This window comes from Alteromonas sp. H02, assembly GCF_059682525.1.
Genome location: NZ_CM185021.1, coordinates 560,365 through 573,388 on the forward strand (window position 1 = coordinate 560,365; position 13,024 = coordinate 573,388).

15 protein-coding genes and 1 pseudogene are annotated in these 13,024 nt (G+C 49.1%); 11 read left to right on the forward strand and 5 right to left on the reverse strand.

Annotation, left to right across the window (positions count from 1 at the left end; translation table 11 throughout):
• The first annotated feature begins 180 nt into the window (after positions 1–180).
• The 5 genes from dinB (at position 181) to AC566Q_RS02560 (ending at position 3,517) form a co-directional block, all read left to right on the forward strand.
• Entirely contained in the window at positions 181–1,260 is a 1,080-nt protein-coding gene (gene dinB / locus AC566Q_RS02540; RefSeq protein ID WP_499613283.1) for a DNA polymerase IV, read from the forward strand.
• Between the two features lie 98 nt (positions 1,261–1,358).
• Positions 1,359–1,589, forward strand: a complete 231-nt coding sequence (locus AC566Q_RS02545) for a DUF1653 domain-containing protein (RefSeq protein ID WP_489808915.1) — start codon at positions 1,359–1,361, stop codon at positions 1,587–1,589.
• Positions 1,590–1,695: 106 nt separating this feature from the next.
• On the forward strand, positions 1,696–2,550 hold the full coding sequence (locus AC566Q_RS02550) for an MBL fold metallo-hydrolase (protein WP_499613286.1): 855 nt from the start codon (positions 1,696–1,698) through the stop codon (positions 2,548–2,550).
• A 166-nt stretch (positions 2,551–2,716) separates the two neighbouring features.
• Complete coding sequence (locus AC566Q_RS02555) at positions 2,717–3,022, forward strand: hypothetical protein (protein WP_499613289.1); 306 nt, start codon at positions 2,717–2,719, stop codon at positions 3,020–3,022.
• A gap of 114 nt (positions 3,023–3,136) precedes the next feature.
• Positions 3,137–3,517 (forward strand): hypothetical protein, encoded by a 381-nt coding sequence (locus AC566Q_RS02560; RefSeq protein ID WP_499613291.1) that lies wholly within the window; start codon positions 3,137–3,139, stop codon positions 3,515–3,517.
• Positions 3,518–3,569: 52 nt separating this feature from the next.
• Here the strand turns inward: AC566Q_RS02560 and ppnP are convergent, their stop codons facing one another.
• On the reverse strand, positions 3,570–3,854 hold the full coding sequence (gene ppnP / locus AC566Q_RS02565) for a pyrimidine/purine nucleoside phosphorylase (protein ID WP_499613294.1): 285 nt from the start codon (positions 3,852–3,854) through the stop codon (positions 3,570–3,572).
• 107 nt (positions 3,855–3,961) lie between these two features.
• On the opposite strand from ppnP, the gene AC566Q_RS02570 reads away from it, so the two are divergent.
• The 3 genes from AC566Q_RS02570 (at position 3,962) to AC566Q_RS02580 (ending at position 5,138) form a co-directional block, all read left to right on the forward strand.
• Positions 3,962–4,432, forward strand: a complete 471-nt coding sequence (locus tag AC566Q_RS02570) for a DUF3592 domain-containing protein (protein WP_499613297.1) — start codon at positions 3,962–3,964, stop codon at positions 4,430–4,432.
• 195 nt (positions 4,433–4,627) lie between these two features.
• Positions 4,628–4,882 carry a type II toxin-antitoxin system Phd/YefM family antitoxin gene (locus AC566Q_RS02575; RefSeq protein WP_499613299.1) on the forward strand — a complete coding sequence of 85 codons (255 nt, stop codon included), beginning with the start codon at positions 4,628–4,630 and terminating at the stop codon, positions 4,880–4,882.
• The gene (locus AC566Q_RS02580; protein WP_499613301.1) at positions 4,875–5,138 is read left to right on the forward strand and encodes a Txe/YoeB family addiction module toxin; all 264 of its coding nucleotides are present in this window, start codon (positions 4,875–4,877) and stop codon (positions 5,136–5,138) included. The genes AC566Q_RS02575 and AC566Q_RS02580 overlap by 8 nt, the downstream gene beginning before the upstream one ends.
• A 90-nt stretch (positions 5,139–5,228) precedes the next feature.
• Here AC566Q_RS02580 and AC566Q_RS02585 read toward each other — a convergent pair whose 3' ends face one another.
• Positions 5,229–6,899 carry an amidohydrolase gene (locus AC566Q_RS02585; protein ID WP_499613303.1) on the reverse strand — a complete coding sequence of 557 codons (1,671 nt, stop codon included), beginning with the start codon at positions 6,897–6,899 and terminating at the stop codon, positions 5,229–5,231.
• 19 nt (positions 6,900–6,918) lie between these two features.
• On the reverse strand, positions 6,919–7,923 hold the full coding sequence (locus tag AC566Q_RS02590) for a serine/threonine dehydratase (RefSeq protein ID WP_499613305.1): 1,005 nt from the start codon (positions 7,921–7,923) through the stop codon (positions 6,919–6,921).
• Positions 7,924–8,122: 199 nt separating this feature from the next.
• Between AC566Q_RS02590 and AC566Q_RS02595 the strand changes: the two genes are divergently transcribed.
• From AC566Q_RS02595 to AC566Q_RS02605, 3 genes and pseudogenes are all read left to right on the forward strand, one after another.
• The gene (locus AC566Q_RS02595; RefSeq protein ID WP_499613307.1) at positions 8,123–8,494 is read left to right on the forward strand and encodes a PH domain-containing protein; all 372 of its coding nucleotides are present in this window, start codon (positions 8,123–8,125) and stop codon (positions 8,492–8,494) included.
• A gap of 323 nt (positions 8,495–8,817) precedes the next feature.
• Positions 8,818–9,306 carry a hypothetical protein gene (locus AC566Q_RS02600; protein WP_499613310.1) on the forward strand — a complete coding sequence of 163 codons (489 nt, stop codon included), beginning with the start codon at positions 8,818–8,820 and terminating at the stop codon, positions 9,304–9,306.
• Positions 9,303–11,470 (forward strand): annotated as a pseudogene (locus tag AC566Q_RS02605) (DUF2339 domain-containing protein). The gene AC566Q_RS02600 and the pseudogene AC566Q_RS02605 overlap by 4 nt, the downstream one beginning before the upstream one ends.
• A 40-nt stretch (positions 11,471–11,510) precedes the next feature.
• Here the strand turns inward: AC566Q_RS02605 and AC566Q_RS02610 are convergent.
• A complete protein-coding gene (locus tag AC566Q_RS02610; RefSeq protein ID WP_499613313.1) occupies positions 11,511–12,251 on the reverse strand; it encodes a dienelactone hydrolase family protein in 741 nt (246 codons plus the stop codon).
• A 38-nt stretch (positions 12,252–12,289) separates the two neighbouring features.
• A complete protein-coding gene (locus tag AC566Q_RS02615; protein WP_499613316.1) occupies positions 12,290–13,009 on the reverse strand; it encodes an HAD-IA family hydrolase in 720 nt (239 codons plus the stop codon).
• Between the last annotated feature and the right edge of the window lie 15 nt (positions 13,010–13,024).

A 13,024-nucleotide genomic window follows, 5' to 3' on the forward strand; every position in this document is an offset into this window, starting at 1 on the left:
GAATTGGCGGTAACAAATTGTTAACACATCCATATGCGCTATTAGTCGTAGATGCCAAACGCAGACAGGCCAAAAGCGGCAAGTGAAACTGGATGGCTGGTTAAATATACAGTATTATCTCACTACCATGAAGACCCAAAGTAAACGGTTGCCCAAACAGGCTGAAATTAAGAAGCTGTCATGCGCAAGATAATACATGTGGATATGGATTGCTTTTACGCAGCAGTAGAAATGCGGGACAACCCGTCGCTGCGTAATATTCCTATTGCTATTGGTGGCAGCAGCGAGCGCCGTGGGGTGATAGCTACCTGCAATTACCCGGCACGTAAATTTGGTGTGCGTTCTGCTATGGCGTCGGCCTATGCCTTAAAACTGTGCCCCAATTTAAAACTGGTCAAAGGGCGCATGGCCGTTTATCAGGAAGAGTCACAAAAGATACGAGCTATATTTGCTGACTACACTGACCTCATTGAACCCTTGTCTTTGGATGAAGCCTATCTGGATGTTACCGGCTCGTCGTTGTTTCAGGGCAGTGCTACCCGCATTGCCGAAGAAATCCGTCAGCGTATCGCCAGCGAACTCAACCTTACGGCATCCGCCGGTGTAGCGCCCTGTAAGTTTGTTGCTAAGGTTGCCAGCGATGAAAACAAACCCAATGGCCTGTGTGTGGTAACACCAGACCAGCTGGATGAATTTGTTAAAGCTATGTCGCTTAAAAAGATCCCCGGGGTTGGCCAGGTAACCGTGCAAAAGCTCAATCAGCTGGGTTTGCATACCTGTGCAGATGTAAGAGCCTACCCAATGACGGAGTTGCAAAAGCGCTTTGGTAAGTTTGGTCAGGTTATTTGGGACAGAGCCCATGGCATAGATGAGCGACCTGTGCAGACCAACCGGGTACGCAAGTCGCTTGGCGTGGAGCGTACATTAAGCGAAGATATTCAGACAATAGAGGCGTGTGATGAAATTATCGATAAGTTATATACTACGCTGCAGGAAAGACTCACCGCCCATCAGCAAAAGCACAATGGTGGCCGGCCTCCTAATATTCGGACACTGGGCGTAAAGCTCAAGTTTAGCGATTTTCAGCTGACATCAGCAGAACACCGCTACCCCAGTGTTCACCGCAGTGCTTTTAAACCCTTGCTGCAGGAAGCGTATCAGCGCAGCAATGGGCGCGGCATAAGACTGGTAGGCTTACAGGTAGGCCTGGCAGAAAAAGACGAAAACAAGCAGTTGGATTTACCGTTTGAGGAGTCTTAAATCAGCCGGCAATGAACTGCGCCGATGAGTTCGCAGAGCAAAGGATCCTGAACTAGACTTACAAACTGACTGTGCGCATCACCTAAAGGAAGTATTTAATGATAAGCCCGGGAATTTACCAACATTACAAAGGTAACAATTACGAAGTCATTGGTGTGGCAACCCACTCAGAAGATGAAACCCACCTGGTGGTTTACCGCCCCCTCTATGGTGAAAGAGGCTTGTGGGTAAGACCGCTTTCCATGTTTACTGAAGAAGTAAAAGTAAACGGCCGCAGTGTAGAGCGCTTTCGCTTTTTGGGTGAAAAGGCTGTCGAAACCACACCATAAGGGCCAATACGGCTCCATGAGTGAACCTATTTGTCTGTAACAGCCTATAAATGGCAGAATGGCATTTCGGCCACCACTATACGCTAACGACAGGTAACCAAATAAAATGAAAACACTTATTTCCAGCACGCTTGGGGCGGCTCTGTTATTTTGTGCGTCACAGAGTACAGCTCAGGACCGTTTTGCCGATGTGTCTATTAGTGTCACGCCACTAAACGGTAGCGTTTATATGCTACAAGGTGCTGGCGGTAACATCGGGGTATCCGCCGGAGACGATGGTGTACTGATCATCGACGACCAGTTTGCGCCTCTGGCGCCCAAAATCAGTGCCGCACTGGGCGATTTAGCCTCCGACTCTCCAAGCTATGTGATCAATACCCATTATCATGGCGACCATACCGGCAGTAATGCGTTTTTCCACGATAATAAAGGGGCCACCATCTTTGCCCATGAGAACGTGCGTATCCGCCTGGCCAATGACGACTCCATTGCCAAAGCTGCCTTGCCGGTAGTCACTTTTGAAGACGGTATTAAAATTCACTTCAACGATGAGACCCTCACTGTGTTTCACTTAGCTAACGGCCACACCGATGGCGACAGTGTGGTGTGGTTTGAAGAGGCCAACGTGTTACATACTGGCGATTTGTTCTTTAACGAACGCTTCCCCTATATCGACTTAGGTGCTGGCGGTACCGTAGAGGGGTATATCAAGGCGGTTGAAACCCTGCTAGGAAAAATCGATGGCAAAACTAAAATCATCCCCGGCCATGGCCCGCTGGCTAACAAAGCGGATTACGAGAACTTTCTGGCGATGATCAAAGCCACCAAAACCTGGGTGGAAGAACAAAAGGCAGCCGGGTTATCGGCAGAGCAAGCGGTAGCAAAAGGCTTACCTGAACAATATGCTAAGTGGGACTGGAGTTTCATAACCGAAGAAAAGTGGATTAAAACACTTTACTGATCCTCGGGAGCTAAATTTACAAGTTATTGTTTTTTATGGATTAATCTGGTAACTTCAATTTGGACGGGCGTTTTGGTTTATGAAGAAACAAGCGCCCGTTTGGTTTTCCTCTTATTTGTCGTTATCCGTTGTGATGACTTTTGCTGATTAAACAAAAGGACTGTTTATGGCTTCAATCTTCGCAAAGTGCGTAACTTTGCTTCTTCTCTTTTTTTCTTTTTATACTTATGGTGCTAACCCCGATCGCTGTTTTGATCCTGGTAGTCTTTGTACTATCGAGGAAACGGAAGTCAGATTTGATCAATTTACTATTCCCGAATTGAGTGACCCTACTTTTCAAACCAAGGTAAGAATGGAATACCGTGTTGCTCTGACTGCTACTTATGAGGATGGTGAGAAGGTCAGGTCGGTGATTACTGGTGTCGAGCCGGGCAAAGTCAGTGTTGATATTACAACGAGAACCTGCGTTTAAAGTGAATGTGGTCGGGCGGATTTTAATCGTTATATTGCCCATACAGGTATGACGGCTACATTCTTCACACAGGTCGTTACTGATGGCATTACTACCAGGGTATCCGGGTTGGATTTGACCTCTCGTTCTCCTTCTGCGCCATCTCTCGTTTCTCTTATCCTCGATGTCGTTAAGAAAGCGCAAGCGCCTTTTTATTTTCGTTTTGTGTCGCCGGAAGGTGAAACACTGGGATGGATTAATGTTGAAGTAGATGATGATTTCAACTTAGTTGCCGGCGACTACCTTGCTTACGGCAGTGACTTGGATGGCGAGTATGCTTATGGCCCACCTGGCTTTTTAGGCCGTGATAATTGGTTAAGAGATTATATTTATGTCTTCCATACCGTAAAAGTCTGCCAAAATGAAATTATCTGGACAAGTGATGAATCAGGCGTGATATCTGAGGTTGAAAGGACTGTCTGCCGGTTTGAGAATCGTCAGATTTTCCGGCCTTAACACGCTAGATAAGCGAGCCATTCTGTTGATGGCTCGCTGAATAAACTTAGCCTTAGCTATAGAAGCACAGGTAAGCAGTAGTGGTGCTAACTTTAACGTCGAACGACTGATTCGCTGCGACATTAAATTCGCTACCGGTTTTAAATGATAAAAATTCTGCCGCGCCAGGCAATTTTACTACCAGCTCACCTTCAACCACTTTCATCAATTCATCTTTACTGGTAGAGAATACATATTCACCAGGCAGCATCACCCCTGAAGTACACGGGCCGTTGGCCGATTCAAAAGCGATAGATTTAACGTTATCGTCGAAATAGCTGTTTACACTTAAAGACATATTGATTCCTGTTAGCTAAAAAACGGCGATCACTATACAGTATTTCATCATCGCATTGTGGGATTTCCGGTCAGATCAGTCCGATACTACTCAGGGAGATTAGGAATTTGAGTACAGCCCAAAAAAGAAAATACCTCAAATATACCCTGGCAACCGGTTGGCTTTGCCTGTTTATTATGTTGTTGTTAAGCGGCAGTGTGCTTACCGGTTTTATCAATGGAAACTCCGCCAGTGGTACTGTGGTGAATAAGCAGGTTTATATTGAGCAAATTCGGGGAACCGGCTCTCCGCGGGAGTCTGAGTTACATGAGATTACGGTTGAGTATCAGGTAGCGGGAGAGACCTACCGAATATACGCCAATGCTCATATTTATGCTGGCATGGGTTTAATCGAAGAAGGTGATAACCTGACCGTTGTATATTCACCAGGCAACCCTGCACAAGCCCAGGTGCTGAGTTATGCCCTATATAGCCCGATGGTAAGCATATTGGGTTATGTAACCTTTGTTTGCTTTTTAGTTGGCTTGCCGCGCTGGTTGTTGTGGCGGAATAAGCCGGTAACAGATGGGCATAAATAGTACTCTATTTATTGCTGTGCATGGAGGGACAGTATCAACTGCTCTCCCTGAAACACTTCCTAATGCTTAAATTTGGTCATCGGCACTCCTTCATTCAGGCTGTTAACTACCGCAGCAAGTAAATGGACTATATCTTGTACATGTTTGGGTTTTCGGGATAAACTTGTCCTATATAATGTACAAGTGAGGTGCGATATGAAAATTGTTTCTTTTTCGGAAGCCCGAAATAGTCTTAAAGCCGTTTTGGATCGTGTGATTAACGATGCTGATACAACGGTCATCACTCGTCGTGACTCAGAAAACGCAGTTGTCATGTCACTGGACTACTACAACAGCCTTATGGAGACCGTTCATTTGCTTCGTTCGCCGGCTAACGCTGAGCACTTAAATCGTTCCATTGAACAGTTTAAAGCTGCCAAAACGACTCAGCGAGAACTTATTGATGACTAAACGGCTGTTATCATGGACTGATGAAGCTTGGAATAGTTACATTTATTGGCAGACTCAAGACAAAAAAACGTTAAAACGTATCAATAAACTAATTAATGAGGTCTTGCGTTCACCCTTTGACGGTATCGGAAAACCGGAGCCCCTGAAAGAAAATCTTTCAGGCTTTTGGTCTCGAAGAATAGATGATACCAATCGATTGGTGTACGCCGTGGATGATACAGAAGTTACGGTTATTTCATGTCGCTATCATTATTAGCAAGTGGCAGAGTACGAAGAAAAGATTGATGTGAAGTGCTGCGTTGAATTCGAGAAGCCTGCGGCCAAAGAGGCCGCAGGCCTTTAAAGATTATTCGGCAGAGGTGTTCGCGTCGAACACTTTCTCACCGGCCACCCAGGTTTGAATGACCTTGGTTTTCCAGATGTCCTGAGCTGGCACTGCAAAAATATCCTGATCAACCAGAATAAAGTCAGCCCATTTCCCCGGGGTTAAGGTACCCAGAGCGTCTTCCATGTGGGCGGCGTAGGCGGCGTCCAGCGTAAAGCCTTTAAACGCTTGTTCTATGGTTAATGCCTGTTCCGGGTACCAGCCAGCCACGGGTTGGTTGTTTCTGTCCTGACGGGTAACCGCTGCGTGCAGGCCATAAAACGGATTGGCCAGTTCTACCGGAAAGTCTGAGCCCAGAGGTAACGGAATACCACTATCTATTAGGGTCTTCCAGGCATAAGCGCCTTCCATACGGTCTTTGCCTAAGCGATCTTCGGCCATGTTTTTATCACTGGTCGCGTGGGTAGGCTGCATAGAGGGTAAAACCTTCAACTCGGCAAATCGTGATAAATCTTCTACCGCAATCACCTGGGCATGCTCTACGCGGTTGCGCAGTTCCTGACCTCCTGTGGAGCTGAAGGTGCGCTCGAATTCATCCAGTACCATTTGATTGGCACGGTCACCGATGGCGTGAAAATTCAGCTGAAAGCCTGCGCCCAACACCTGTTGGAAGATTTTTGGAAAGTCTTCCGGTTGTGTGAGCAGTAAGCCGTGCTGGTGGGGCGCGTCGCTGTAGGGTTTAATCAGTGCTGCGCCACGGCTGCCCAATGCGCCGTCGCCATAGGCCTTAACACTGCGAATAAACAGGAAGTCGTCACTGCTGCGAATAATGCCGGTATCCAGCATATCTGGCAGGGTAGGGTCGGTCGCGCTTAACATAGCGTAAATGCGCACCGGCAGGTTTTGCTCGGCGGCCCGTGCCAGATAAAAATCGTAGACGTGATGGCCAATGCCAGCATCATGCATGGCAGTGATACCTACCGATAGTAAGTGCTCACCTGCCGCATTGAGCTGTGCCTGGTATAACTTGCTGCTTTGCTTGGGCATAACCTCAGCAACCAGGTCCATGGCGTTATCAATCAGTACGCCGGTGGCCTGGCCGTTTTCATCACGGATAATCTGGCCGCCGGCAGGATCAGGGGTGTCGTTGGTGATGCCTGCCAGTTCCAGCGCTTTAGTGTTTACCCAGGCAGCATGACCATCGACCCGGGTTAGCCATACTGGCTTATTGCTGATGACATCATCGAGTACTTCTGCATTGGGAAAAGAGCGATCGCTCCAGAGTTCCTGATTCCAGCCACGCCCCATAATCCATTCCTGATCGGCATGGCCCATAGCGTATTGGGCTACCCACTGTGCCGCTTCCTGCATGGTACCACTTTCGCGCAGGTCGACTTCCAGCAGATTACCGCCCAGGCCCAGCAAGTGCCCGTGAGCATCAATCAGGCCCGGTAGCAGTACCTTGTCGTGGCCGTCCAGTCTGTCTGTATTGTTCGGTACATTTTTAGGATCCAGGCTGACTACCTTACCCGCGTCATCAACCAGCATGCGCTTGAATTGGATAAGTTTACCTTGTTCGTTGAGGGTGTAGCCTTTCACATTGGTGATCAGCGTGGCGGCGCTAAGCGACACGCTAAAGCCTACAGAAAGGAGCAGCGAAGCAGAGAGTGTGAGCAATGATTTTTTATGCATAGTGTTATTCAGTTTGCTGTTATTCAATGATAGGGGGCTGTAATAAATAGTCGGTATCCCAGACCTTTGTCATGGTGGCTTTACTGATATTGCCACCAGAAAGGATAACCACTGCGGTTTGCCCTTTGGGCGAATTCACTGCCCACGCGGCAACGGCCGCCATACTCATGGCGCTGGTGGGCTCTACGTGTAATTTTAGCAGATGCTGTAACCACTGGGTCCAGTAAGCTATTTGCTGCTCGTTGACTTCGTAAAAGTCGTCGAGTTGTTGCAATATCGGGAACGTTACATCACCTACTGAGGGCGTTGCAGCGCCATCAGCTAAGGTTGAAACCGGCCCGCTGAGGGATTCTATGACGCCAGACTGTAACGAGCGTGCTGCATCGTTAGCCAGCAGCGGCTCTGCACCAATCACTTTGGCATGGGGAGCCAGATGGCGGGTTGCCAGTAAACTGCCGCTTAGCAGACCGCCACCGCCACAGGGGGCAAATACGGCGTCTACGTGATCGGCATCCTGGATAGCTTCCAGAGTGGCGGTGCCCTGACCGGCCACAATTAGCGGATGATTAAATGGCGGGATCCATACTACGCCTTCTTGCTTTGCTGCTTGTTTTACCGCTTCGTCGGCTTCCGGGCGGGTGGCGTACAGGCGCAGCTCTGCGCCATAATCCTCGGTTGCTGCTGCTTTTACCTCGGAGATGTTCTCTGTAGAAAATATCGTTACCGGTATTCCCGCCTGTGAAGCGGCATAGGCTACAGCCTGTGCATGGTTGCCGGAGCTATTTGCTACTATATGGCGAGGAATATTGCCCTGCTCCTGCAAACTCGCAATAAAGTTAGTGGCGCCGCGCAGCTTAAATGCGCCGGTGGTTTGAAAGCATTCAGCTTTAAACAGGATACGCTGCCCCAGCCATTGATTAAGTCGACTCGATTCGATTAGCCGCGTACGAGTAACTTTGCCAATCAAACGTAAGGATGCCTGATGAACATCATCGAAGCTTACTTGCAGCGCAGTGCTTTCCATTAATTTATCCTTTAGCTATTTGCTTCTAGCTTACCATCTTGTGCGTCGAGAAAAATGGTAAATCCATTTGGCTGTCTAATTTAGCGGCAACTTCGTCGTGAATGTGAAATTTTCTGTCGCCGAGTCATGCCCGGGAGGCTGAATTTCTAAAAAGGTGTGCTAAGGTAAAATTCTAATTAATCACAAAACGGAGATCATCATGGGTTTACTTGATGCACTCATGGGCAATGCCAGTGAAGTAGATGTCGCTGAAGTTCAGGAAGAGCTAGCACCAATACTGGGCGACAGTGAAAGGGTGGTAAGTGCTTACAAACTGGTTAGGGATTTAATTGTCTTTACCAGTAACCGGTTTATGTTTATCGACAAGCAGGGCATGACCGGTCGCAAAGTGGACTACCACTCCATTCCCTATAAAGCGATCACTCAGTTTAAGGTAGAAACTGCTGGTCATTTCGACCTGGACGCTGAACTTAAAATCTGTGTTTCAGGGCAATCCACACCGCTTGAGTTTGAACTGAAATCAGAGACCGCCCAGGGCGTACAAAAATCCCTGGCCAACGCAATGTTTTAAAACGCCTTAGCGTTTTAAATCCCGGAGGCGCACAGCGCCATCCGGGATCGCCCTTACCAAGTCGTTTAAATTACCTGGCTGCGTTTTAAAATCCCGGAGGCCTGCAAAAAGCTTGTGCGTTTTGGCAGTCCCGGAAACGCATGGTGTTATCCGGGAGCCCTTTAACAGGTTGGCGTTTAGAGCTAACTTGTGGGTCCGGTTCTGATTACCCCGCGTGCGCCTTTAACACCAGTGATTTAGGTTTGACTCACCTCATCAAATCAAGCATGTTTAGCCAATAAAGGATAAGCCTAAACAATAATAAGTGATGAAAGGGAGCTAACATGGACTGGTTGATACTGGTGGTGTTCATTGGATTGTTTCTAATTGCCGGCGCGATACTCTCTTTTAGTAACCGCTCGACCCTTAATGAGCTCAGGCGAGAGATCAAAGTCCTGCATGAGCACATCAACTTACAGGCGCGCCAGATTGGCCGCCTTAACAGTTTAATATCCAGTCAACGTGCCGCTTCGGAGTCTATTGAGCCGTCTGAAACAAATGCCGGTCAGGAAGACCGCCTTCCCGAGACTGTTGCAAGCCCGATAAAGGCTTCTGCAAGTCCAGTAAAACCATTCTCAGCAGCCGTTTCCATAAGCGCGTCCGAAAAAACAAAATCGCCGTCTGCTACTCAAAAGAGCGGTTCGTTTAATTTTGACCAGTTTATCAAGGGCAATGGCTTGCTGTGGCTTGGCGGCCTGGTATTGGCAATGGGGGCATATTTCTGGCCCGCTATTCCATTGAAGCCGGATTGTTATCTCCACAGCTCAGAGTGATCCTGGGTACCGTGTTCGGTGTGAGTTTGGTAGTCGCGGCAGACTATCTCTTCCGTCGCCGGGAGCGTTTTCATATCCACTCTCCGTATGTTTGTGCGGCACTTGCCAGTGGTGGTGTTATTACCTGCTTTGCGATGGTGCTGGTGGCTTACGACTACTACGATTTTATCCAGGCGCAACTGGCCTTTGGCTTGTTGGCCATTGTATCCCTTGTTTCAGCGACGTTGGCATTAAGGTTTGGCCCGTTGTTGGCCTGGATAGGCGTGACAGGCGCTTATGCGGTGCCGGCTTTGGTTAATACTGACTCCGGGAATGTGGCAGCATTATTACTTTATACGGCTTTCGTTTCGGTTTCAGCCATCTGGGTTGCGCAAAGCGTTCGTCAAATGCGTTTATGGTGGCTGAGTTTTCTCGCCAATTTTGGCTGGTTGGTCATGGCCACTTTAATGGCCGGTCAAAGTCACTTCTATGCCTTATTATTGTTTACCCTGGTGAGTGCTTATTTATTTGTTTTATCCGATCTGATGGGATGGAGTTTACGCGCTACCATGACCAAAAGCCTGCCCTTTAGAACGTTGTTGATGCCTCGCAAAGAACACCTTGGTGTTGTGCTGCCTGTGCTGGCGCTGGCCGGGTTTCTCGCTGCACAGGGCTCACCACATCACCTGTTAATCAGCGCGGTGGCCCTATGTGCACTGTTTTGGGTGGTTCCAGCCCGGTATAGCGCGCTGGATAGTTGGGCCTTCCTGGGACTTGGATTTCTGCTATTTGTGTTTATCCGAATGCCTGGTGCCCAGGATTACTCTGACAACCTGTTCCCGTTTCAGGATAACTACCTGTTTGCCCAGCTGGCAGCCTGGGCAACACTGGTATACAGTGGCCTGATGTACCGGTTATGGCAACGACCGGCGTATTTATTGCTGTTAGTGCTCGGCCCGATGAGTATGTTTGCATTAAGTTTCGCATTGGCAGCAGCCGAGGCAAGCGCGTTTCTTTATCCGGTTTGGGCGATTCAACTGGCTGTGATTGCGATTGGCAGTTCTGTTATCGCCAGCAGGGTAACCAACACTTTAGTGCAGGTAACCTTAAGTATCCTGGCTAATACATCTATTACCCTGTGCATGACCATGTTGCTTGACGCCGCCAGCCTAACCCTGGCTATTGCCATTCAGATTGCTGTTATGAGCTACCTGAGCTGGAAGCTCAGGGTACATCTACCAGACTGGTTGTTTAAAGCGGCACTTATGGTAGTGGCAGTGCGTCTCACCTTTGCACCGTGGTTGGATACTTATGCGGGGCAACAAATACTAGGCGTGCATTGGACGCTGGTAATCTATCCGCTGGTGCTGGGCATTTTGTGGTTTAGCCGCGCCTACAACGAGTCACAAGAGTTTAAGCGCTGGTTAGAAGGGGCCTTTTTGCATGTACTGGCCCTCTTTGTCACCACAGAAACCACTTTCTGGCTCGTAGGGCACTATCCTGACTTTATCGATCTGAGCTTCACAGAAGCAGCTCTGTTGGCTCTAAACTGGCTTATTCTGTCGGCTGTTTACTGGTGGCGTGCCAGATTAGCCCTTAAAGCTACTCGACTTTATCAGGGGTTTGGCTTGTTACTGGCGGTGGGGCCGGACTGCTTCATTTTGATATTTCTGTGCTCAGTAATCCGTTTATTCAGTCCGTCGACACGGGTAGCAGACTGCTGATTAACTGGTTATTGATATTGTGGGCTATCCCGGCTGTCATCCTGCTAATTGTTGCGCGGCTGGGTTTCACACCAGTCAGGTCGCTACCTTTTCTTTATGCACTGAGTGGAATACTGAGTTGCTTTTATATCAATGGCGTTATCCGCGGCGCCTATAACGGGGGCGCACTTAAGTTAAGCGGGGGCCTCGAACAGGCTGAGCTATATACCTATTCAATTGTCTGGTTGTTACTGGCCACTGCCATGATATTTTTAAGCCAGTATAAGGCGCAACTGCGACTTCGTAATATCGGCTTTGGCGTGCTGGCTCTGGTGATCGTCAAAGCATTTCTGGTTGATATGGCCCACCTTGAAGGGCTTTATCGCGCAGTCTCGTTTATCGGGCTGGGTTTAAGTCTGGTTGGGATTGGCTGGTTGTTTCAAAAGCTCAGCCATGGAGAAAAAGCCGGAGAAACCCGATGAGCCGGCACCAGAATGGGCACCGACTATGACTGGGAATTACCTAAATATTTAAGGTTCGCTGAAAAAACTGCACGGCTTGCTGATACATCTGTAATGCCAGTGCGCCGTCATAGCGCTCGCCTTCATCGCGCATAAAGGCGTGCACGGCATTGACTTCCTGCCACTGGTAATTAAGGCCGCTGGCCAGGCATTGCTGATAAATCTTCAAACGACCCTCGGCGGGCACGTGAGGGTCTTGTTTGCCCCACACAAAGTACACTTCGCCCTGAATATCAGCCATGCGATGGAAGCTCTGGTCTTCATTACTGGCAGGCAGGGTATTGCTGTGGATGTCTGTGGCATACAGGCAAAAGGCACTCGCCACCGCCGGATTGATCGCGGCCCGGTAAGCCAAATGACCGCCAAGGCAAACGCCCATGGCCCCTACGGCGCCGGTGCAATAGGGCGCGGCTTTGCAGTGCTCGATAATGGCATCGAGGTCTGTGTCGTAACTGGTTAACGGCTTTTGCCATTTGTCGTTATTGCCTTTGTCTTTGCCTTCGTCATCATAGCCAAGTACCGTACCTCTGGGATTCAGCTCGTGGAAGACTTCCGGCACGATTACCACAAAACCGTGGCTTGCCATGAGCGCTGCCGAGCGAGCGATGGGCGCGGTGTGCTGAAATATTTCAGAGTAGAACACGATGGCCGGATAGCGTTGCTCACTGGCCGGGCGATAAATATAGTTGCGCATGGTGCCGGTGGCTGTGATCAGGTCTTCGCTGTGTTGAATGATCTGCATGGTAGCTTCCAATTAGTCTTGGTTGGGGGTAGATGTTGTCAGGCAACAAACCACAGTAATTCCGCCAGGCTGTGCAGATGAACACTGGGTAACACGCTTACGTCTTCCTGACGCAGATCCATGGGGCGGTTTACTGCAATCCAGGCGGTTTGTAAGCCGGCCTGATGTGCGCCAAGTACGTCTTTTTCGAGGTTGTCGCCCACATGGAGGATCTCGTGTGGCGCAAGTCCTAAGGTTTGTGCCGCTTCATCAAACATATGGCGGTGGGGCTTGCTGGGGCGACTCAGGCTGGCGTGGTACGTGGCGGTAAAGAATTCATCAATACCTATTTGTACCGTGTCCACATTGCCATTGGTTATAGCGATTAACGGGACTTTTGCGGCCAGTGCAGTCAGTACCTCTCTGACCTCTTCGTTTACAGCAAAGTCGCTGCGGGCATGGTAAAAATAATCAAACAACGATTGTGCAGCCTGGTGCCGCTGGTCGTAGTCTAACTTCTCTGCAGCCAGTCCGTGATACAAGGTTTCGTAGCGTAATCGGCCCATGTCCGAAGCTAATCCCCGGTTGCCTTTAATCAAGTCGCGTTTAATAGCGGCCCATTGTGCTGGTGGTAGCGCGGCTGCGGCCGGGTAGAGCTCGGCAATACGATTGTTCAGGGCCTGGGTAGCGCCTGCAATGATAGGCTCGTTATCGTACAGGGTGTCGTCTAAATCAAAGGTCATAGCTTTAACCGGCGAAACCGGGCGGTAACATTGCATCAAAAATTCCTGACT

Bases quoted from the DNA above. Each gene is read 5' to 3' on its own strand.
- ppnP (WP_499613294.1), bottom strand. From the start codon at position 3,854: ATGTCTTTAAGTGTAAACAGCTATTTCGACGATAACGTTAAATCTATC.
- AC566Q_RS02600 (WP_499613310.1), top strand. From the start codon at position 8,818: ATGGACTGGTTGATACTGGTGGTGTTCATTGGATTGTTTCTAATTGCC.
- AC566Q_RS02555 (WP_499613289.1), top strand. From the start codon at position 2,717: ATGGCTTCAATCTTCGCAAAGTGCGTAACTTTGCTTCTTCTCTTTTTT.
- AC566Q_RS02545 (WP_489808915.1), top strand. From the start codon at position 1,359: ATGATAAGCCCGGGAATTTACCAACATTACAAAGGTAACAATTACGAA.
- AC566Q_RS02610 (WP_499613313.1), bottom strand. From the start codon at position 12,251: ATGCAGATCATTCAACACAGCGAAGACCTGATCACAGCCACCGGCACC.
- AC566Q_RS02585 (WP_499613303.1), bottom strand. From the start codon at position 6,899: ATGCATAAAAAATCATTGCTCACACTCTCTGCTTCGCTGCTCCTTTCT.
- dinB (WP_499613283.1), top strand. From the start codon at position 181: ATGCGCAAGATAATACATGTGGATATGGATTGCTTTTACGCAGCAGTA.
- AC566Q_RS02575 (WP_499613299.1), top strand. From the start codon at position 4,628: ATGAAAATTGTTTCTTTTTCGGAAGCCCGAAATAGTCTTAAAGCCGTT.
- AC566Q_RS02580 (WP_499613301.1), top strand. From the start codon at position 4,875: ATGACTAAACGGCTGTTATCATGGACTGATGAAGCTTGGAATAGTTAC.
- AC566Q_RS02595 (WP_499613307.1), top strand. From the start codon at position 8,123: ATGGGTTTACTTGATGCACTCATGGGCAATGCCAGTGAAGTAGATGTC.
- AC566Q_RS02550 (WP_499613286.1), top strand. From the start codon at position 1,696: ATGAAAACACTTATTTCCAGCACGCTTGGGGCGGCTCTGTTATTTTGT.
- AC566Q_RS02590 (WP_499613305.1), bottom strand. From the start codon at position 7,923: ATGGAAAGCACTGCGCTGCAAGTAAGCTTCGATGATGTTCATCAGGCA.
- AC566Q_RS02615 (WP_499613316.1), bottom strand. From the start codon at position 13,009: ATGCAATGTTACCGCCCGGTTTCGCCGGTTAAAGCTATGACCTTTGAT.